Raw genomic sequence first — 20,027 nt, 5'->3', positions numbered from 1 at the left:
CACCGAAGGAACCGCCATGTCTTTCGCTCATCGCCCGATTAGTACGCACGCCGAAACCGCGCCGCGCTCCGCCGCCGAAACGCAGATGCGTGTCGATCTGGCCGCGGCGTACCGGCTCATTGCGCTCAACGGCTGGGACGATCTGATCTACACGCATGTCTCGGCGGCGGTGCCCGGCGAGCCGGGACGCTTTCTCATCAATCCGTTCGGTCTCGCCTTCGACGAAGTGCGCGCCTCGAATCTCGTGAAGATCGACACGGAAGGCCGTATCGTTGGCGCGAGCGAGCATGCGGTGAACGCCACGGGTTTCGCGTTGCACGCCGCCGTGCATCTCGCGCGCGCCGACGCCGTCTGCGTGATGCATCTGCACAATACCGCCGGCATTGCCGTGTCGATGCAGCGCGACGGCCTGTTGCCCGCTTCGCAGCACGCGCTGCGTTTTCACGGCGACCTCGCGTATCACGACTACGAAGGGCTCGCCTTCACGCCCGCCGAAGGCGCGCGGCTCACGGCGAATCTCGGCGCGCGTTTCGCGATGCTGTTGCGCAACCACGGCACGCTCACCACGGGCCGCACCGTCGCCGAGGCCTACGTGCTCATGGCAACGCTCGTCAAAGCCTGCGAGATCCAGTTGCAGGCGCAAGCAGGCGGCACGCCGCTCGTTCGACCGCCGGCCGACATCGCCGCGCGCACGGCCGAACAACTGCGCGACGGCGGCGCGATCGAAGGCGAACTCGAATGGCCCGCGCTGTTGCGCAAGCTCGATCGCATCGACGCGTCGTACCGCGAATAACCTTCACCTCACTCTCTCATCAGGATCGCTAATCATGCCGACTTTCCACATCGAAATGTTCGAAGGCCGCAGTGTCGAACAGAAGCGCCAACTCGCCGCCGCGCTCACCGAGACCACCTGCAAGGTGCTCGGCGTCGAGCCGCAATCCGTCGACATCATTTTTCACGACGTGAAGCCCGAGAACTGGGCAACGGCGGGCAAGCTCTGGAGCGATCCGCGCTGAGCGCCTTTATCGGCACGCCTTCGTCGACAATTTGCACGAATTCCGCCGCCAGGCTCCGTGTCATGCGAGCGATGTCGTTCGCGTGACACGCGTCGCGTTTCTCCGTTTCTCCCCGCTCTTTTCGCTTGCCCGTTACACCCCTGGGCAGTTTGACGCAGTGCGCGCCGCGCGCGCGGTCGATTGCCGCACTTCGCTGTCACACACCGCGCGCGCCTCAACGTCCGCTTCGCGACTTACTTGATTTTTATCAATGCGTTAGCGCATCCCAATATCGGCTTTCCATTGACCGATGCGACAAGCTGGCGCACATCGCACCGCAGCAAAAGCGCGGCCATTCCCCTACGCTTACGCCATTCGCACCGCACATCGGCGCGCACGCATCAGGCTAAGCATAGGCACGCACATGCACACGTCACTCTCCGCTTTCGATCTCGCCCGGCTGCAATTCGCCTTCACGGTTTCGTTCCATATCGTCTTTCCCGCGCTGAGCATCGGCCTCGCGAGTTTCATCGCCGTGCTCGAAGCGTGCTGGCTCAAAACGCGCCAGCCGTTCTACAAGGAACTGTGCCTGTTCTGGTCGAAGGTGTTCGCCGTGGCGTTCGGCATGGGCGTGGTCTCGGGCGTCGTGATGAGCTACGAGTTCGGCACCAACTGGGCCGGCTTCTCGTCGTTCGCGGGACCGATCACCGGGCCGCTGCTAATGTACGAAGTCATGACGGCGTTCTTCCTCGAAGCGGGCTTTCTCGGCATCATGCTGTTCGGCTGGAATCGCGTGAGCCCGCGCGCCCATTTCGGCGCGACGCTGATGGTGGCCATCGGCACGCTCATCTCCACGTTCTGGATTCTCGCTTCGAATAGCTGGATGCAAACGCCGCAAGGCTTCGCGATCGAGAACGGCCACGTCGTGCCCACCGACTGGTTCAAGATCATCTTCAACCCGTCGTTTCCGTACCGGCTCGCGCACATGGCGATCGCCGCTTTCATCGTCGCCGCGCTCGTGGTGGCCGCGACGGGCGCATGGCACCTGCTCAAGGGCCGCCGCGATCCGGCCATCAAGAAGATGTTTTCGATGGCGCTCGGCCTGCTGCTCGTGCTTGCCCCCGTGCAGGCTTTCGTGGGCGACGCGCACGGCCTGAACACGCGCGAATATCAGCCCGCGAAGATCGCCGCGATCGAAGGCATCTGGGACACCGAGCAAGGCGGCACCGCGCTCAATCTGTTCGGCCTGCCCGACATGAAGGCGGAAACCACGCGCTACGCGCTCAAGGTGCCGCATCTCGGCAGCCTGATCCTCACGCATAGCTGGGACGGCGAAATTCGCGGCCTCAAATCGTTCCCCGCCGACGAACGCCCGTATTCGCCGCTGCTGTTCTGGAGCTTCCGCGTGATGGTGGGCTTAGGCATCCTGATGATCGTGCTCGGCGTGGCCGGCTGGGTGTTGCGCAGGCGCGGCACGCTCTACGAATCGCGCCGGTTCCAGCGCTTCGCGCTCGCCATGGGTCCGACCGGTTTCGTCACGTTGCTCGCGGGCTGGATCACCACCGAAGCGGGCCGCCAGCCGTGGGTCGTCTACGGCGTGATGCGCACCTCGCAAGCGGTGTCGCCGCTCACCGCGCAGCAAGTGGGCATTTCGCTGATGGCGTTCGTGGTCGTGTACTTCCTCGTGTTCGGCACCGGCATCTACTACCTGCTCAAGCTGCTGCGCGAGGGTCCGCCGCTGCCCACGAGCACGCCCGCCGCGACGCCGCCCGAACCGGCTCATACGCCGCACGCCGCGCTCGAGGCGAACCAGACCGCGCGCCGCCCGATGTCCGCCGCCGATCAGCTGATCGACGCCTGATCCCGCACGCCAACATCTTCCGCAAAGAGGCAAGACAAGCATGGACGTCACCGTTATCTGGGCCGCGATCATCGCGCTCGGCGTTCTTCTCTACGTGGTGCTCGACGGCTTCGATCTCGGCATCGGCATCGTGTTTCCGTTCTTCCCCGACGAGTCCGAACGCGACCTCATGATGAACACGGTCGCGCCGGTCTGGGACGGCAACGAAACATGGCTCGTGCTCGGCGGCGCGGCCCTGTTCGCCGTGTTCCCGGTGGTCTATTCCACCGTGCTCTCGGCGCTCTATCTGCCGCTCGTGTTCATGCTCGCGTGCCTGATCTTCCGCGGCGTTTCGTTCGAGATTCGCGCCAAGGCCAACCGCACGAAGCATCTGTGGGATCTCGCCTTCATCGGCGGCTCGACGGGCGCGGCGTTCTTCCAGGGCATCGCGCTGGGCGCGTTCCTGCAAGGCATTCCCGTCGACGACGGCCGCTTCGCCGGCGACGCCTTCGGCTGGCTCACGCCGTTCAGCCTGCTTTCGGGCTTCGGCCTCGTGGCCACCTATGCGCTGCTCGGCAGCTGCTGGCTCGTGGCGAAAACGGAAGGCGATCTGCAACGCCGCCTGCACCGGCTCGTGTGGCCGCTCACGGTCATGCTGCTCGGCTTCATCGCGCTCGTGAGCATCTGGACGCCGATGCAGGACCCCGCCATCGCCGACCGCTGGTTCCACTCGGGCCTGTTCTGGCGGCTCGCGCCCGTGCCGCTGCTGGTGGTCGCGTGCGCCGCGTGGATGCGCTGGGCCGTGGTCGCGCGCCATCACAAGTCGCCGTTCGTGGCCGCGCTCGCGCTCGTGCTGCTCGGCTTCGTCGGCCTGCTCGTGAGCCTGTGGCCCTATGCGATTCCGCAAAGCCTCACGCTCTGGGAAGCGGCCGCGCCGCGCGAAAGCCAGACCTTCACGCTGATCGGCGCAGCGTTCATTCTGCCCGTCATCCTCGCGTACACGGCGCTCGGATACTGGGTCTTTCGAGGCAAGGTGCGTCATGGCGACACCCATCACTACCACTGAAGCGCGGCGCGAACGCATGCCGCGCAAACTGCCCGGCTGGCTCTGGTTCGTGCTGCTCTGGTGCGGCGGCGTGGGCGCGGCCGTGTCGCTCGGCTTCGTGTTCAAGGTCTTCATGAACCTCACGCTGTTCGCCGTGCACTAGCGGCGCGCCGCGCGAGCCTGCGCACCCGCTCGTATTCGGATTCGCCGCGGCACGCTAGACTGTAGGCCGTCTGTCAACTACAGCGAAACCGACATGCAACCGATGACCTTCATGGAATGCGTGAAACGCGCGTGGGCGAGCGCGGCACAAGCCGCCGCCAGCATGCCGCTGCTCATGCTCGGCACCTTCTTCGCCTATGCGGCGCTCGGCGGGTTCGCGCTCGCGGGGCGGCCGGTGCCGGACGAAGGCGTCACACGCTCGGGCGGCCTCGTGCTGCTCGGCAATCTCGCTTCCATCGTCAATGCGCTGATCTACCTCTGGTTCACGCTCAAGGTCTCGCGCTTCGTACTGCTCGGCGAACGCACGAAGCCGCTCCTGCCCGCGGGCGCGAAGCCGCTGCTACGTTTGTTCGCCGTCGGGGTCATGATGGTGGCCGCGCTCGCGGCCGTGGCGCTCGCGCTGTGGTTGATCCTGCGCCCGCAATATCAAGGCGGCGCAGCGTTCCTCGGCATCCTGATCTCGGTGATCTGGATTTTCGTGGCCGTACGGCTCTCGCTGCTGTTTCCGTCGATCGCGACGGGCGGCCCGATCGCGTTCGGCGCCGCGTGGCGCGACAGCCGCGGGCACTTCTGGAATTTGTTCGGCGTTGTGTTCGTGGCCGCGCTGCCCGTCGTGCTGGCCGAGATGATTCTGCTGATCGGCCTGGGCATCGCGGGCGCATCGCCGGGCGTCGTGCAAACGCCCGCGTGGATCGCCGCGCTCGCGGTCGGCCAGAGCATCGGCAATATCGTGTTCGCGCTCCTCACGACCACGGCGCTCGCCTGGCTGTATCGACGTTACGGCGACGCGCTCACGACCCACGCCGCTTCGTAAGCCGCGCTACCGCGCTACCAGACGCCCGGCACGAAGCGATAGCGCACGCGCTCGCTATACGCGCGGTAGCCGGGCAAGTTTTCCGCCAGCGCGCGTTCCTCGCGCACCGCGCGCCACGCAAGGGCGAGCACCATCGGCGGCACACAGGCCACGCCCCACCACGAGCCGAGCATGAGCGGCGTGCCGAGCAACAGCAGCAGCGCGTAGCCGTACATGGGATGGCGCACGTAAGCGTACGGCCCGGTGTCGACGACAGTGTGGCCGCGCTCGTGCTGGATCTTCACCACCGGCGCCGCATAAGCGTTCGCCGCAAACACGCCGCGCGTGGCGTAGATGTCGACGAACACCATGGCCGCGCCAATCACGCTCAGCCACACCGGCATGTGCGAGCCGCGCAGACGCACCGCGTCGAGCCCCATGAGGCACAGCCACGCGCACCACGCGAACGCCACGCACGCGAGAAATACGCGATCCCACGCCTGTTGCTCGCGTTGCGCGATCGGCTTGAGGCGTTCGGCGAGCAGAGCGGGATTTTCGCGCGCGAGCCACAGGCCGAGCCACACGGCGCACGCGCTCCATTCGAGCAGCCAGAGCCACGCATTCGTCCACGCCAGCGTGCCTGCCGCGCCGAACAGCAGCGCGCCCATCACCGCGAACGAGATCGCGATCTCCACGAACAGCTTCGTGCGCAACGCAGTCTTCATGGTGCCCTCCCAGCGCGCCGCAGGCGGTAGCCATCTGCTCCGTCGCTCGCCTGCCCGACGTCTCGCTCGTGCCCGATGCGCGTTATGGCTTCGCGGCGTGCGACATCATGCGTGCAAATAGCGCGCCAGCGTCGAGCGGCGACGTGTCGATGCCGAAGCGCTCGCGCAGGCATTGCGCGAGTTCCGCGCCGTTCGCGAGCGTGCGTTCTTCCGTCACCCGGCCTTGCAGATCGCGCTCCGTGAAGCGCTCGTTGAACAGGATCGCGCGGCCGCTTTCGCGCACGACACAGGCGATCAGGCTGAACGTGAAGAACGATTCCGGCGACGCCGAGGTGTACCAGTTCGCGACTTCGTAATCGCACCATTCGGCGGGCGTGGCTTCGAACCGATACACGTCGAACCACTTCTCGCCATCGAATAGTTCGAGCTTGTGCTCTTGCGCCGACAAGGCCAGCACGCGCGCGAGTTCGTGCGGCGTTGGCTGCGGCGCCCCGGTCGAAAGCGCGAGCGGCGCGCACAAAGTCGCGCCGCCGAAGCCCACGTCCACGAGCCATGTATCGCCCGCCACGGCCACACGCAGCAGCATGTGCGTGCGCGGCGTGCTCGCGCCGGGCGCCTGACCGAACAGCACGCGCGCGGCAAGCGGCGTCACGTCGAAGCCGAGTTGCATGAGCGCGTGCGCGAACAGCGTGTTGTGCTCGAAGCAATAGCCGCCGCGCCGCTGCGCCACGAGTTTCTCGACGATATCGGGCAATTTGACCGATACGCGCCGGCCCGCGAGCGGGTCGAGATTTTCGAAAGGAATCGCAAGCGGATGCAAGCGATGCAGTTCGCGCAGCACGTCGAGCGTCGCGGCGCGCGGTCCGTGATAGCCGATGCGCTGAAAATACGCGTCGAGGTCGAGGGCGTGGTCGGAATGAGTTTGGGTCATGACGCTTTAATCGAAATATGGGCGAATCGAGGTTCGCGCCCGAATCATAAGCTAATGATGGCGACTTCATCGGCACGCAAAAAAGGCCGCCGATAATCGACAGACAATCGTAATCCACGCCGTGCCGGCGCATTGTCCCGGCGTTGGAAAAACGTCGCGCATCGATTGACTCGGCGGAGCGCGATCAGTACGATTGCGCCGTCCGCAAAACGACGGATATTCAATGGCTTGCGAACACCGGCGCCGTTAGAAAAAAGACCCGCAATACGATGAATACGAACCGTTCAATCCGCCTCGCCTCGCTCGCGGCGTGTGCGACGTTCGCCTATGGCGCGGCTTACGCGCAAGGCGACGCCGCCGCGCCCGAAACGGCCGCCGACACCGCCGCCGACGTCACCGCCGAAAAGCCCGCCGACGACGCACCGGCGAGCCTCTGGACGCGCCCCACGCTACTTGGCGACATGGGCGGCGTGCGGCCGTGGCTCGCGCAATACGGCGTAAGTTTCGCGCTCACCGAGACGAGCGAGTATCTCGCGAACCTGCGCGGCGGACTGGCGCGCGGCGGCGATTACGACGGCCTGACGCTCGCCACGCTGCAACTCGACACGAGCAAGGCGCTGCACATTCCCGGCGGCCTGTTCAACGTGAGCGCCTTGCAGATTCACGGCGCGAGCGTCAGCACGACGCATCTCGGCACGCTGAACACGGCGAGCGGCATCGAGGCACCCGACGCCACGCGGCTCTGGGAGCTGTGGTATCAGCAGTCGTTGTTCGACAAGCGCCTCGACGTGAAGATCGGCCAGCAAAGCGCCGACACCGAATTCCTGCTGAGCCAGTATGGCGCGCTGTTCGTCAACACGATGTTCGGCTGGCCCGCGGTGCCGACCTACGATCTGCCTTCGGGCGGACCGGCATATCCGTTCGCGAGCCTCGGCGTGCGCGTGCGCGGGCAGATCACCGAGTCGCTCACGGGCCTGCTCGGCGTGTACGACGGCGATCCGCTCGGCAACGATCCGCAAAACGTTAGCGGTACGAACTTCAATTTGCACAATGGCGCGTTCGTGATCGGCGAACTGCAATATGCGATCAATGCGCCCGATACGGAAGGCCACGCCAGCGCGCACGGTTTGCCCGGCACCTACAAGCTCGGCTTCTGGTACAACAGCAACCGCTTCAATGACCAGCGCTTCGACACTCACGGCGTGTCGCTCGCGAGTCCCGCCTCCACCGGCGTGCCCGCCACGCACGGCGGCAACTACAGCCTTTACGCGGTCGCGGATCAAACCGTGTGGCGCCCGAATCCGGAAGAAGCGCGCAGCGTGGGCGTGTTCGCGCGCGTGATGGGCGCGCCCGGCGACCGCAGTCTCGTGAATTTCGCGGCCAATCTGGGCGTGGTGATGAAGGCGCCGTTCAAGGGGCGCGACAACGACAGCGTCGGTCTCGCGGCCACTTATATCAAGGTCGGCAACGCCGCGCACGACCTCGATCTCGACCATCTGAACATGCTTGGCGGTCCTTACGGCATTCGCACGCAGGAGACCACGCTCGAAGCCACGTATCAGTATCAGGTCGCGCCATGGTGGCTGCTGCAAGCCGACGCGCAATACACCTTCAACGCGGGTGGCGGCCAGAATCCGCAGAATCCCGCCGCGCCGCTGCGCAATACCTTCGTGATCGGCGTGCGCACCAACGTCACGTTCTAGGCGCTCGCTAGGCGCGCTGGCGCGGCAGCGAGAGGTCTTGCACCATTTGCTGCGCGAGATAGTCGCAGGTCGGGCGATTCGACTTCAGGCTGCGCGCCACGACAATATCGAGCGGTTCGATCTTCGGCAGGCCATGCGCCTCGCCCAGTAGCGCGAAGCGCGGCGGCACGCTGCAGCGCGTGAGCGCGACCACGGCGATGCCCGCCTCCACCGTGGCCATCAGCCCCATCAAACTCGCGCTGCTATACGCCGCGCGATAGCGAATTCGCGCCGCGTCGAGCGCCGCGACCGTATGCGCGCGCGCCACGCTGCCGTGCTCGTAAAGCCCCACCGGCAACGGCGACATGGCGAGCGGCGCCGGGTCCGTGGCCGAGCCGACCCACACCATTTCCTCGGCGCGCACGAATTCGCCGCGCAGCTTGCGGTCGCGCGTGACGAAGGCAATGTCGATCTTGTTGTCGGCGAGCATGGGCCCGAGCGCCACGCTCTGCGCGCAGACGATTTCGATTTCCACGTGCGGATACAGCGTCGAAAAGCGCCGCAACACCGGCGACAACAATGACGCCATGTAGTCGTCGGGCGCGCCGAGCACCACGCGACCCGTCACCTCGGGCCGCACCATCGCCGCCCACGCCTCTTCCTGCAGATCGAGCGCGCGCCGCGCGTATTCGAGCAGCGTATTGCCCGGCCGCGTGAGCGCGAGATTGCGGGTGTCGCGCGTGAACAGCGTCGTGCCGAGCATCTGTTCGAGCCGCTTGATCTGCATGCTCACCGCCGCCTGCGAGCGATGCACGGCCACCGCGCCCCTGGTGAAGCTGCCCGCGTCGGCCACGGCCGCGAACGTTCGCAGCAGATCGATATCGAACTCGGGGTTCATGATTCATAAGCGCAGTTGATGGAATTGTTCAATTTAATTCGTTTGCCGATGGCTCGCAACTCCCGAATACTGAAAGCGTTTTCAACCTGCTTTCGATTTTTCGCGTGACCGCCATGCAATCCGAAATCCACGGCAACCGCCAGCAAGGCGTGCTCATGCTCGCGAGCGGCGGCCTGTTGATGGGCACGCTCGGCGTGTTCGTCGAAGAAGCGCGCCTCGGCGCGCTCACGCTCGTCTTCTTCCGCTGCCTGTTCGGCATGCTCGCGCTCGCCGCGTATTGCGCCTATAAAGGTTGGCTCTCGCCACGGCAATTCACGCGCCGCACGCTAACCCTCGCGCTCGTCTCGGGCGTGCTGATGGTCACGCAATGGGTGGGATTTTTCGACGCGATCCATCGCACGAGCATCGCCGTGGCAACCGTCGTGTTTCATGTGCAGCCGTTCTGGGTCGTGCTGATCGGCGCGGCGCTCTTTCATGAGCGGCTGGGCGCGGACCGGCTCGGCTGGATCGCGATTGCGTTCGTCGGGCTCGTGCTCGCCTCGGGTGTGCTCGCCGAAGATCACATGGCCGATCATCCGCGCTATCTGATCGGCCTGATCGAGGCGCTGATCGGCTCCGTGCTGTATGCGAGCGTCACGCTCATCGCCAAGAGTCTGGGCGGCTTTCGCCCGCATCTGCTCACGCTCATGCAGTGCGTGGTGGGCACCGTGTGTCTGCCGATCATCGCACCGTTTTTCGCGCCGCTCGAACTCGCGCATATTTCGCCCACGCAATGGGGCTGGCTCGTCGGCATGGGCGTGCTGCACACAGGTTTGTCGTATGTGCTGATCTATGGCGCGCTGCCCAAGCTCACCACGCCCGTGATCGCCGTGCTGCTGTTCGTGTATCCGCTCACGGCCATTGCCGTCGACGCGCTCGTCTATCACCGCGCGCTGAGCGCGCCGCAACTCGCGGGCATGGCGCTGATCGTGACGGCGAGCCTGGGCGTGAATCTCGGCTGGCGCCTGCTCCCGCCGAGGCTCGTCAAGTTGCGGCGATAAACCCCGTTAAACCGTCAGGTCGGCAAGGTTTCGCCCTTCGTTTCCGGCGCAAACGGAATGATCAGGAGTCCTAGCACGAACGCGATCGCGGTGAGCGCGACCGGCACGCCCAGCGTGTGCATATGCAGCACCGCCGCGCCCAGCAGGAAGTTCACGCCCGCGCCCACGAAGCGGCCGAACGAGGTGCAGAACGCGAACGCCGTGGCGCGCACGCGCGTTTCGAACTGCTCGGGCAACCACAGGCTGAATAGCGCGAAGTTACCGCCGAAGAAGCCCAGCACGAACAGCAGCGCGATGAACGGCACGAGCCCGTTCTCAAGGTAATACGCCCAGCCGAAACTCGCTGCGATCGTCACGGCCATGCCCGCGAAGTAAATGGCGAGCGTCCACTTGCGGCCGATGCGCTCGGCCATGGGCGGCAACGCGAGACAGCCGAGTATGGTGCCGATGGAGAGAATGCCGGTGGCGATCGACGCCGTGCGGATCGCCTCGGCCTTGCTCGCGCCCGCCTTCGTCGCCAGTTGGATCACGGCGGAAGGTTCGTACACCGCGCCCGCCCACAAGCCGATGATCGCGATCGTCAGAAGCGCGCAGGCAACCACGGTGCGCACGCGGTACACGTCGCCGAAAATCTCCCGCAGCGGCCGGCTGCGATGCACGTGGCTCGCCTCCGACTTCTGCCACTTTTCCGGCTCCTGCACGCGCGTGAGCACGAGTATCGCCACGACCACGGGCAGCGCGCCCGTGAGGAACATGGCGCGCCAGCCGAAGTGCACGCCCACCGTGTAGTTGAGCGCCGCGGCAATGAAAAAGCCCGCGTAATAACCGGTCTGCAGATACCCCGCGCCCATCTTGCGGCGATCCTCGGGCCACGACTCGGCCACGTAGGTGCCCGCGAGCGCCCACTCGCCGCCAATGCCCACGCCCGCGAGGAAGCGATAGATGCCGAGCGCCCACACGCTTTGCGCCGTGGCCGACAGCCCCGTGAAAATCGCAAACATGAAGATCGTGCCCGCCAGCACGCGCGTGCGGCCGAAGCGGTCGGCGAGCGGGCCCCAGATGAACGACAGCCCCCAGCCGACCAGAAATAGCGCGAACAGAAGCGAGCCCGCGAGCCCGACATTCGCGGCCGTTGCCGGATAACCCGAGCGCGGCAGCAGTTCCGTGAGCGCGGGCGTGAGCACGAGCGCATAGATGAACGAATCCATGCCGTCGAGCGTCCAGCCCGCCCACGCGCCCCAGAAACCGGCAATTTGCGACCGGTTGAGCGGTGTCTTGCGTTGAGCACGCCGCGCGGGCTCGGTGATCGAATTCATGATGCGTCTCTCTCCTTGGCTGGCTCGCGCCTGCGCGGTCGCGCTCGCGATGCGTGGATACGCCACTGCGGATGCGGCCGGTCTGACGCCGGCCGTCATCGAAACTCCCTATGCTTGCTGTCAGCGTTGCTTTCTTTCGTCTGCCGATACGGCGTGTTGCGCGCGCCGCGGGTTTTGGAGGCTTCCGCCGCGTTCGTTTTATATATAATATTTGATCTTATGAGCGACGCAACGAATGGTTTTCCCCTGGACGACAGCGCGGCGCCGGGCCTGCCCGCCGCTGCCGCGCCGCGCACCAGCACGTCTCGCATGATCGCCGACGCCTTGCGCGCCGCCATCGTCGAGGGCAAGCTCGCGCCGGATTCGCCGCTGCGCCAGGACGCGATCGCGCGGCATTTTTCGGTGAGCGCAATTCCCGTACGCGAGGCGCTGCGCCAGCTCGCGAGCGAGGGCTGGGCGAAGATCGAGGTGAACAAGGGCGCGAGCGTCGCGTCGCTGTCCGCCGACGAGGCGCGCGAAATCTACGAAATCCGCTCGGCGCTGGAGAGCCTCGCGCTCGGCCTCGCCGTGCCGCATCACACCAGCGCGTCCCTGCGCGAAGCGAGCGCGCTCGCGGCGGCGGCGAAGCGCGAGCGCGACCCGTCGCTCTACGTGGCGCGCAACGAGGCGTTTCACATGAGCCTCTACGGCCCCGCCAATCGTCCGCAATTGATGGAGATGCTCACCGCGCTGCACCGGCGCGGCGAGCGTTATCTGCGCCTGAAGTTCGGCTTTCCCGAGTACAAGGGCGAGTCGGATTCCGAACACGCCGAGATCATCGCGGCCGTGAAGCGTGGCGACGTGCCCGCCGCGCAAGCGCTCGTGGCCGCGCATCTGCTCGGTACGGGCGAGCTGATCTACCGTTTCCTGACCGAGCGCGCCGCGTTGTCCGCCGCGCCCGCCAAAGTGACCCAAGCGGCGGCGCAGCCCGCGCCCACCGCGCGGCCCAAAGCCGCGCGCGCCGCGTCCACCCGCTCACGGAGTCGAACCGCCGATGAAGCCTCAAGCTGATACGCCGAGCGTGCCGCGCTCGTGGACCACACGCCGCGACGAGAAAGCGCGCCGCCTTGCCGCCATTGCGGACTGGCTCGAAGACGGCGTACTGCCCGCCGCGCGCATGACCGACGCACTCGAATTGTTGATCCGCCCCGGCGACCGCGTGGCGCTCGAAGGCGACAACCAGAAGCAGGCCGACTTTCTCTCGCGCTCGCTCGCGAAGGCCGACCCAGCGAAAGTCAACAACGTGCATCTGCTGATTTCGAGCATCAGTCGTCCTGAACATCTCACGCTGTTCGAGCGCGGCATCGCGCATCGCGTGGATTTCGCGTTTGCCGGGCCGCAAAGCCTGCGCGTGGCGCAGCTGCTCGAAGACGGCCAGCTCGAAGTGGGCGCGATTCACACCTACGTCGAGCTTTACGCCCGTATGTTCGTCGACCTGATTCCGCAAGTCGCGCTACTGTGCGCGGAGAAAGCGGACCGCCACGGCAACCTCTACACCGGCCCGAATACGGAAGACACGCCGACGATCGCCGAAGCCGCCGCGTTCAGCCAGGGCATCGTCATCGTTCAGGTCAACGAAATTGTCGATGAACTGCCGCGCGTGGACATTCCCGGCTCGTGGGTCGACGTGGTCGTGCAGGCCGACCGCCCCTTCGCCGTGGAGCCGCTGTTCACGCGCGACCCGCGGCATATCGGCGACTTGCAGGTGCTCACCGCGATGATGGTCATCAAGGGCATCTACGCGCCGTATGGCATTTCGTCGCTCAATCACGGCATTGGTTTCGACACGGCCGCGATCGAGCTGCTGCTGCCCACATACGGCGAATCGCTCGGCCTCAAGGGCAAGATTTGCCGCAACTGGACGCTCAATCCGCATCCCACGCTGATTCCCGCCATCGAGTCGGGCTGGGTCGACAGCGTGCATTGCTTCGGCAGCGAAGTGGGCATGGAGGCGTATATCGCCGCGCGCCCCGACGTGTTCTTCACCGGCAGCGACGGCAGCCTGCGCTCGAACCGCGTGCTGTGCCAGCTTGCGGGCCAATACGGCGTCGATCTCTTCATCGGCTCGACCTTGCAGATCGACGCGGACGCGAATTCGTCCACCGTCACGCGCGGGCGTCTCGCGGGCTTCGGCGGCGCGCCCAACATGGGCCACGATCCGCGCGGCCGGCGTCACGCGAGCGAAGCGTGGCTCAAGTTGCTGAAGGACACCGGCCCGGTTTCGCGCGGCCACAAGCTCGTCGTGCAGCTCGCGGAAACGTGGAAGAAAGGCGGCGAACCGACGTTCGTCGACGAACTCGACGCCATTGCCGTGGGCCGCAAGAGCGGCATGCCCATCGCACCCGTGATGATTTACGGCGACGACGTGAGCCACGTGGTGACCGAGGAAGGCATCGCGCACCTGCATCGCGCGGAAGGCATCGACGAACGGCGCGCGGCGCTCGCAGCCGTGGCGGGCGTGACGCCTATCGGCTTGCGGGCGCAGGCGGAGAAAACCGGCGAACTGCGCCGCAAAGGCATCGTTCAGTACCCCGAAGATCTCGGCATTCGCCGTGGCGACGCCAAGCGCTCCTTGCTCGCGGCGCGCAGTATCGACGATCTCGTGACATGGTCGGGCGGCCTCTACACGCCGCCCGCGCGTTTTCGCAGCTGGTGAGCGCGATGCGCACGCTCGCTTCCCTGGACGCACTCGCCACGCATGCCGAAGGCGCGGCGTCGATCTTCCCGCCGCCGCGCTCGAACGAGGCGGCACGGCTCGCCCGTTTCGCGCGCGACGCGCTGATCGACGAAGCGCGTCTCACGCCGAAGCCCGCGCTCGTGGATGCGCGCGGCAGCGGCGCGCATGTCGATCTCGATCTGGCGACCATGCTGCGTTCGGCGCACGCGCTCGAACCCACGTTCGAAGCGCTCGCGCGCGCCTCGCGGGGCGCGCTGCCGGGCACGGCGTTGCGCACCGATCTCGCGCGTATCGGCCGCTCCGGCGAAGCCGCGATGATGCGCGCGACGCAAGGCAGCAACGCGCATCGCGGCGCGATCTGGATTGTTGGCTTGCTGGTTGCGGGCGCAACCATTTCGCACACGCCCGCGCCCGGCGACAGCGGCTACGCGCACGCGGCGCGCATCTGCGAAACGGCCGCGCAGATCGCGCGTTACGACGATCTGCTCGCGCAACCGCTTTCGAGCAACGGTGAACGCGTGCGCGAGCGCTACCACGTGGGCGGCGCGCGGCGCGAAGCGCAGGACGGCTTTCCGCACGCGCTGCGCGTGGGCTTGCCCGCACTCTACGCGGCACGCGCGCACGGCAGCGGCGAGGCGCACGCCCGCGTGAACACGCTGCTCGCGATCATGGCCTCGCTCGACGACACCTGCGTGCTGCATCGCGCGGGACTCGCGGGCCGCGCCGCCGCGCAACAGGGCGCGCAACGCGTGCTCGACGCGGGCGGCATCGCCACGCAAGCCGGCCGCGCGGCATTCGACGCGCTCGAACGCGCATTGCTCGAACTCAACGCATCGCCGGGCGGCGCGGCCGATCTGCTCGCCGCGACGCTCTTCATCGACACCCTGATTCAGCACCGCATCGGCGGAAGGACGGTTTCATGGAACAACTGAATTTCGACTATCCGGCGCAGCGCGCCGTGACGACGCGCGCGCACGTGGGCGTGGTCGGTTCGGGCGATCTGGAAGTGCTGCTGCAGCCCGCGACCGGCATGCAGGCGCACGTGGTCGTGCATACGAGCGTGGACGGCTACAGCCATATCTGGAAGAGCGTGCTCGACCGCTTCTTCACGCGCTACGACGGCGCGGCGCTCATCGAGATCAATGACTTCGGCGCGACGCCGGGCGTGGTCGCGCTGCGGCTCGCCGAAGCCGTGGAAGCCGCGCAAGACAACGCGCAAGGAGGCCGCTCATGAGCACGCCCACGTTGCTGCGCGAAAGTTTCATCGAACTGACCGCGCGCGAGCGCGCCGCCGCCGTGCTCGACGCGGGCACGTTCCGCGAACTGCTCGGGCCGTTCGACCGGCTCGAATCGCCGTGGCTGCCGTTGCAGGGCATCGTGTGCCAGGCCGACGACGGCGCGGTGATCGCACGCGGCACCATCGACGGCGAACCGGCCGTGGTGGCCGCGATCGAGTCGGCGTTCCAGGGCGGCAGCATTGGCGAAGTGTCGGGCAGCAAGATCGCCGCGGCGCTCGAACTCGCGTTGGCCGACTGCGAGCGCGGCAAGCTCGTGCGCCCCGTCATCCTGTTCGAAACCGGCGGCGTGCGCCTGCAGGAAGCGAATCTCGGCCTCGCCGTGATCGCCGAAATCCAGTCGGCGATCGTCGCGCTGCGCCGTCACGTGCCCGTGGTGGGCGTGATCGCGGGCATGGTGGGCTGCTTCGGCGGCATGTCGCTCGCGGCCGCGCTGTGCTCGTATCTCGTGATGACGAAGCAGGGCCGCCTCGGCATGAACGGGCCCGAGGTGATCGAACAGGAAGCGGGCATCGAAGAACTCGACGCGAGCGATCGCCGCCACGTGTGGCAGTTGATCGGCGGCGAGCAACGCGCGCGCACGGGTTTCGCCGATGCGCTCGTGGACGATGCCGTGGATGACGTGCGCGCCGCCGTGCGCGCGGCGTTCGCGCAAGGCGTGCCCGCCGAACCTCGCTCACAGGCCGTGGCGGCCACGCTCGCGAAGCTCGCGCAGGTCGATCCCGCCAGCGTGACGCCCGACACGATGCGCGCGATTTTCGCGGCCACGCCCCTCGACATTCGCGGAGAACTCGCATGAACGACAAGACGAACCTCGCGACAAGCCGTGGCGCGACGTGGCTGCGCGCACTCGCGGGCCAGCACGCGGCAGGCACCTGCGTGCAGTTCGCCGATGCGCCGCTCGATGGCGCGCACGGCGAAAGCGCGCGTTTCATCACCGTCGCGCCCGACGCCGAGAATCGCTTCCCGCGTGCGCGCGACAACGTCGTGGGCCTCGAACAAGGCTGGCGTCTCGCGCAAGCCGTGCGCGACGCCATCGCCGAAGATACGGCCAGCGGCACGCGCCGCCCGATCGTGGCGATCGTCGACGTGAAGAGCCAGGCGTACGGCTATCGCGAGGAAATGCTCGGCATTCATCTCGCGTGCGCCGCAGCCGTGGATGCGTACGCGAGCGCGCGGCTGGCCGGGCATCCCGTGGTCGCGCTGATCGTCGGTCCGGCGATGTCGGGCGCATTCCTCGCGCACGGCTATCAGGCCAATCGCATCGTCGCGCTCGACGCACCCGGCACGATGGTCCACGCGATGGGCAAGGAAGCGGCCGCGCGTGTCACGCGGCGCAGCGTGGAAGACCTCGACGCGCTCGGCGAAAAGATCGTGCCGATGTCGTATTCGATGGCGTCGTTCGCGAAGCTCGGGCTGCTCGACGAACTGATCGAAGGCGTGAACGCCGATGCGCCCAGCGATGCCGATATCGCGCGCGTGCGCGACGTGATCGCGCGGAAGGTGCGCGAAGCGCGCGACGACAAGAGCGGCATGGCGCACCGGCTGCAAGGCGAGTCGGCGCAACGCACGCGGGCGGCGTCGATCGAGGTGCGCAAGCGCCTCGCACAACAGTGGGACGCCAGCTGATGCAACCCTGCGCCGCGCCGCCGTTCGCCGCCGATGCACCGCGCGCGGACGACACGCGCTGGCGCGCGCACGACCTGCTGCGCGTGACGCGTCTTTCGCAGGCAAGCGACGCGCCGGATTGGGTAGCCGAGGCGATGACACACGCGCCGTGGGTGGTCGTGCGGCGCGCGCAGGCGGCGGCGGGGTTTCTTGCCGTGGGCGTGCGTGGGTTCACGCGCGCACAGCGTTTCGGCACGTGGATTGATAGTCAGGATGTCGAAGCAATTTTGCGTCCCGAGCAATTGCTGGATCGCGAGCCGCTATCCGCACGCGCAACGTTGCCAGCGTGGATCGCGCTGGCAACGTTGCGCGAGACGCCCGGCTCGCCGCTTCGCGATTTCATGTGGGGACCCACGGGCAGCGCGGGATTCGAGCTTGCCACGGGCGCCGCCACCGTGGGCGCGGCGAGTGACCTCGATGTGCTGATTCGCGCACCGCATCGGCTGGATCGCCTGACGGTCGAGGCACTTTCGCGCGCGCTGGAGCAGGCCGCCAGCCGCGCGAATACACGCGTGGACGCGCAACTCGAAACGCCCGCGGGCGGCGTCGCGCTGGCCGAACTCGCGGCGGCCAAGCCGCGCGTCCTCGTGCGCGCGAATCGCGGCGCGCAACTGCTTGCCGATCCGTGGCGCCCATCATGACGCTCGCCCTGCTCTTTCCCGGCCAGGGCGCGCAAAGCGCCGGATTTTTGCATCGATTGCCGCAGCACGACGCGGTGCGGGCGACGCTCGACGAGGCGTCGGCCGTGCTCGGTGTGGACGTGCTCACGCTCGACACCGCCGAGGCGCTGCAATCGACGGTTGCCGTACAAATCGGTCTGACAGTCGCGGGCGTGGCGCTCGCGCGCGCCCTCGCCCGCGAAGGGCTCGAGCCTGAATTCAGCGCGGGCCTTTCCGTGGGCGCCTACGCTGCGGCGGTTAGTTGCGAATCACTTGCCTTTGCCGACGCCTTGCGCATGGTGCGAAAACGCGCCGAGTTGATGGAACACGCGTGGCCTTCGGGATACGGTCTCAGCGCGGTATCGGGGTTGAGCGAAACGCAGATCGAAACGCTCATTGCCGTTCATGCGCGCGAGGGCGGCGGCGCGGTCTATGTCGCCAACGTCAATGCGCCGCGCCAGATCGTCGTGGCGGGTGCGAATGCCGCGCTCGACGGCTTCGCCGCGCGCGTGCTGGCCGCCGGGGCGCGCAAGGCGCAGCGGCTCGCCGTATCGGTTCCTTCGCATTGCGAACTGCTCGCCGAAGCCGCCGATGCCCTCGTCGAATTTGCGCGCGAGATTCCATTTCGCGCCCCGCGCGGCGTCTATGTCGACAATCGCGGTGGCCGCCCGCTCCATAGCGGCGACGCCATTCGCGCCGACCTCGCCACCAACATGCGCTACACGGTGCGCTGGTTCGACGCGCTCACGGTCATGATCGAAGCGGGCGCGCATGTATTCGTCGAAGCCCCGCCGGGACAGGTGCTCACCGATATCGCGCGAGAGCATTATCCGGACGCCGCGGCCATCGCGGCCGCCGGTGTGGAGTTTGACCGGTTGGTCGCGATCGTAAAACGGCGGCTCGGCGCGGCCAGCTGAAAACGTTTCCAGCGCCGGACGTTTATGCGCATAAAGTCTTATCGCAATTTTAGCGAAATCGACCGCGCACCAAGCAATCGATCAACTTCGCTTATCTCACCGGGAATTACGCGCTATTTTCGATAACCCTCGGTCACCACGCGAAACGTGAGATTCACGCGCTCGCCATTGACCGACGGCGCTTTCGGCACGCGATGCCGCCACTCCGCTTGTGTTCGCCCTTTCATCACCAGCAAACTGCCGCTCATCAAGCGAAACGCGCGCACGACGCCCGTGGCGTTGTGGCGCAGATCGAAGCGGCGCTCGGCTCCGAGACTCAGCGAAGCGATGACCGGTTCAGAGCCGAGTTCAGGCTCGCGGTCGGCGTGCCAGCCCATGCTGTCGGTGCCGGTGCGGTAGCGATTGAGCAGCACGCTGTTGAAGCGCACGCCGCAGAGGCCGGAAATGGCGTCGCGTAATTCGGCAACGGTACTCGACCACGGCTGCGGTTCATTGCGAATGCCCGAATAGACATAGATCGCGCCGGGGTCGCCCTGCCACGCCGTCAAGCGCGGTTGATCCACCCAGCCACCGGGCGTGCGAATGCGCTCCTGGCGCCAACCGGCTTCGGCGACGATGCGCGCGAGCGTTGCGGCAGCCGCCTCCGGCGCGAGCCAGTCGGGGTACCAGTCGACATCGGGTTGAGGGGTATCGTCGAAGAGATCGAACATCGCGTGCTGTTGCGCGAGACGCGCAAAAAACGAGGAATCACAGCACGCAGTGTCGCATGACACGGACCCGGCAGCCCGTGCGCATCTTGCTCATTCATCCCGCGCAAGCGCGTTTCTAACGGCTCGCATCAGCCGACGATGCGAGCCCCGCGACGCGACGCGGCATGTCACGCAACATCAGGTCAGCAAGGCGATGTAGAACACCACCGCGCCGATCAACGCGCCGATGAAGCAGAAGCCCTCGGGCGCGTCGTCGCTGGTCCGGGAGCGCAGCCAGCCGCCCACCGCGCCGAAGAAACCCGCGATGCCGAGCGCGACGAACACCATCGTCACGTCGAACAGCGCACTGCGCCCGATCTCCAGCATGTCGATGCCTTTGACCGCGACGTACACGGCAATGGCCATAACCGAAAGCACGACGAGCGGCAGCATGACGTGACTGCCCTCGTGCCCGACGTGTCGACCGTGAAAACCATGGTGTTCATGAGCAAGCGGCTTGGTAATTTTCATGACCGTCTCCCTCAAAGCGCCCGAATTGCGGGGCCCTGTTTCGAGCATAGTCCAAGCTTCGAGCC

The 20,027-nt window shown here is 66.6% G+C and carries 22 protein-coding genes; 16 read left to right on the top strand and 6 right to left on the bottom strand.

Going from position 1 to position 20,027, the window contains the following annotated elements; genetic code table 11:
* Nucleotides 1–16 precede the first annotated feature (16 nt).
* The 6 genes from FAZ98_RS20670 to FAZ98_RS20650 all read left to right on the top strand — a co-directional run bounded on the left by FAZ98_RS20670 (nucleotide 17) and on the right by FAZ98_RS20650 (nucleotide 4,916).
* The gene (locus FAZ98_RS20670) at nucleotides 17–793 is read left to right on the top strand and encodes a class II aldolase/adducin family protein (protein ID WP_158953278.1); all 777 of its coding nucleotides are present in this window, start codon (nucleotides 17–19) and stop codon (nucleotides 791–793) included.
* A 34-nt stretch (nucleotides 794–827) separates the two neighbouring features.
* A complete protein-coding gene (locus FAZ98_RS20665) occupies nucleotides 828–1,016 on the top strand; it encodes a 4-oxalocrotonate tautomerase (protein ID WP_028205614.1) in 189 nt (62 codons plus the stop codon).
* A 403-nt stretch (nucleotides 1,017–1,419) separates the two neighbouring features.
* On the top strand, nucleotides 1,420–2,856 hold the full coding sequence (locus FAZ98_RS20660; protein ID WP_158953276.1) for a cytochrome ubiquinol oxidase subunit I: 1,437 nt from the start codon (nucleotides 1,420–1,422) through the stop codon (nucleotides 2,854–2,856).
* A 40-nt stretch (nucleotides 2,857–2,896) separates the two neighbouring features.
* Entirely contained in the window at nucleotides 2,897–3,901 is a 1,005-nt protein-coding gene (gene cydB, locus FAZ98_RS20655) for a cytochrome d ubiquinol oxidase subunit II (RefSeq protein ID WP_158953274.1), read from the top strand.
* Between the two features lie 16 nt (nucleotides 3,902–3,917).
* Nucleotides 3,918–4,043 (top strand): hypothetical protein, encoded by a 126-nt coding sequence (locus FAZ98_RS35965; protein WP_267904863.1) that lies wholly within the window; start codon nucleotides 3,918–3,920, stop codon nucleotides 4,041–4,043.
* A 93-nt stretch (nucleotides 4,044–4,136) separates the two neighbouring features.
* A complete protein-coding gene (locus FAZ98_RS20650; RefSeq protein ID WP_158953272.1) occupies nucleotides 4,137–4,916 on the top strand; it encodes a hypothetical protein in 780 nt (259 codons plus the stop codon).
* Between the two features lie 14 nt (nucleotides 4,917–4,930).
* Here FAZ98_RS20650 and FAZ98_RS20645 read toward each other — a convergent pair whose 3' ends face one another.
* Nucleotides 4,931–5,608: a methyltransferase family protein gene (locus tag FAZ98_RS20645; RefSeq protein WP_158954102.1), complete on the bottom strand. Its 678-nt coding sequence runs from the start codon at nucleotides 5,606–5,608 to the stop codon at nucleotides 4,931–4,933.
* A gap of 94 nt (nucleotides 5,609–5,702) precedes the next feature.
* Nucleotides 5,703–6,551 (bottom strand): arylamine N-acetyltransferase family protein, encoded by an 849-nt coding sequence (locus FAZ98_RS20640; RefSeq protein ID WP_158953270.1) that lies wholly within the window; start codon nucleotides 6,549–6,551, stop codon nucleotides 5,703–5,705.
* A gap of 269 nt (nucleotides 6,552–6,820) precedes the next feature.
* Between FAZ98_RS20640 and FAZ98_RS20635 the strand changes: the two genes are divergently transcribed.
* Nucleotides 6,821–8,254: a carbohydrate porin gene (locus FAZ98_RS20635; protein ID WP_158953268.1), complete on the top strand. Its 1,434-nt coding sequence runs from the start codon at nucleotides 6,821–6,823 to the stop codon at nucleotides 8,252–8,254.
* A gap of 7 nt (nucleotides 8,255–8,261) precedes the next feature.
* Here FAZ98_RS20635 and FAZ98_RS20630 read toward each other — a convergent pair whose 3' ends face one another.
* The gene (locus FAZ98_RS20630) at nucleotides 8,262–9,131 is read right to left on the bottom strand and encodes a LysR family transcriptional regulator (RefSeq protein ID WP_158953266.1); all 870 of its coding nucleotides are present in this window, start codon (nucleotides 9,129–9,131) and stop codon (nucleotides 8,262–8,264) included.
* A 113-nt stretch (nucleotides 9,132–9,244) separates the two neighbouring features.
* On the opposite strand from FAZ98_RS20630, the gene FAZ98_RS20625 reads away from it, so the two are divergent.
* On the top strand, nucleotides 9,245–10,171 hold the full coding sequence (locus tag FAZ98_RS20625; protein WP_158953264.1) for a DMT family transporter: 927 nt from the start codon (nucleotides 9,245–9,247) through the stop codon (nucleotides 10,169–10,171).
* A 14-nt stretch (nucleotides 10,172–10,185) separates the two neighbouring features.
* Here the strand turns inward: FAZ98_RS20625 and FAZ98_RS20620 are convergent, their stop codons facing one another.
* On the bottom strand, nucleotides 10,186–11,487 hold the full coding sequence (locus FAZ98_RS20620) for an MFS transporter (RefSeq protein WP_158953262.1): 1,302 nt from the start codon (nucleotides 11,485–11,487) through the stop codon (nucleotides 10,186–10,188).
* Between the two features lie 219 nt (nucleotides 11,488–11,706).
* On the opposite strand from FAZ98_RS20620, the gene FAZ98_RS20615 reads away from it, so the two are divergent.
* From FAZ98_RS20615 to mdcH, 8 genes are read left to right on the top strand one after another with little or no spacing between them, the layout of a single operon-like run.
* Nucleotides 11,707–12,537, top strand: coding sequence for a GntR family transcriptional regulator (locus tag FAZ98_RS20615; protein WP_158954100.1), 831 nt, complete (start codon nucleotides 11,707–11,709; stop codon nucleotides 12,535–12,537).
* Nucleotides 12,521–14,182 carry a malonate decarboxylase subunit alpha gene (mdcA, locus tag FAZ98_RS20610; RefSeq protein WP_158953260.1) on the top strand — a complete coding sequence of 554 codons (1,662 nt, stop codon included), beginning with the start codon at nucleotides 12,521–12,523 and terminating at the stop codon, nucleotides 14,180–14,182. Before FAZ98_RS20615 ends, mdcA begins: the two co-directional genes overlap by 17 nt.
* 5 nt (nucleotides 14,183–14,187) lie before the next feature.
* Nucleotides 14,188–15,135, top strand: coding sequence for a triphosphoribosyl-dephospho-CoA synthase (locus tag FAZ98_RS20605; RefSeq protein ID WP_233272753.1), 948 nt, complete (start codon nucleotides 14,188–14,190; stop codon nucleotides 15,133–15,135).
* Nucleotides 15,123–15,437, top strand: a complete 315-nt coding sequence (locus tag FAZ98_RS20600) for a malonate decarboxylase subunit delta (protein ID WP_158953256.1) — start codon at nucleotides 15,123–15,125, stop codon at nucleotides 15,435–15,437. The genes FAZ98_RS20605 and FAZ98_RS20600 overlap by 13 nt, the downstream gene beginning before the upstream one ends.
* Entirely contained in the window at nucleotides 15,434–16,297 is an 864-nt protein-coding gene (locus tag FAZ98_RS20595) for a biotin-independent malonate decarboxylase subunit beta (RefSeq protein WP_158953254.1), read from the top strand. Before FAZ98_RS20600 ends, FAZ98_RS20595 begins: the two co-directional genes overlap by 4 nt.
* Nucleotides 16,294–17,127 carry a biotin-independent malonate decarboxylase subunit gamma gene (gene mdcE, locus FAZ98_RS20590; RefSeq protein ID WP_158953252.1) on the top strand — a complete coding sequence of 278 codons (834 nt, stop codon included), beginning with the start codon at nucleotides 16,294–16,296 and terminating at the stop codon, nucleotides 17,125–17,127. The genes FAZ98_RS20595 and mdcE overlap by 4 nt, the downstream gene beginning before the upstream one ends.
* Nucleotides 17,127–17,807 (top strand): malonate decarboxylase holo-ACP synthase, encoded by a 681-nt coding sequence (locus FAZ98_RS20585; protein WP_158953250.1) that lies wholly within the window; start codon nucleotides 17,127–17,129, stop codon nucleotides 17,805–17,807. The genes mdcE and FAZ98_RS20585 overlap by 1 nt, the downstream gene beginning before the upstream one ends.
* Complete coding sequence (gene mdcH / locus FAZ98_RS20580; protein ID WP_158953248.1) at nucleotides 17,804–18,742, top strand: malonate decarboxylase subunit epsilon; 939 nt, start codon at nucleotides 17,804–17,806, stop codon at nucleotides 18,740–18,742. Before FAZ98_RS20585 ends, mdcH begins: the two co-directional genes overlap by 4 nt.
* 113 nt (nucleotides 18,743–18,855) lie before the next feature.
* On the opposite strand, the gene FAZ98_RS20575 is transcribed toward mdcH, so the two are convergent.
* On the bottom strand, nucleotides 18,856–19,452 hold the full coding sequence (locus FAZ98_RS20575; RefSeq protein ID WP_158953246.1) for an alpha-ketoglutarate-dependent dioxygenase AlkB family protein: 597 nt from the start codon (nucleotides 19,450–19,452) through the stop codon (nucleotides 18,856–18,858).
* Between the two features lie 177 nt (nucleotides 19,453–19,629).
* A complete protein-coding gene (locus FAZ98_RS20570; RefSeq protein WP_158954098.1) occupies nucleotides 19,630–19,962 on the bottom strand; it encodes a hypothetical protein in 333 nt (110 codons plus the stop codon).
* Nucleotides 19,963–20,027 lie beyond the last annotated feature (65 nt).

It is taken from the genome of Paraburkholderia acidisoli (genome assembly GCF_009789675.1).
GTDB classification, from domain to species: domain Bacteria; phylum Pseudomonadota; class Gammaproteobacteria; order Burkholderiales; family Burkholderiaceae; genus Paraburkholderia; species Paraburkholderia acidisoli.
Note: the sequence above shows the minus strand (reverse complement) of the source record. Positions and strands in the feature narration are given on the sequence as shown.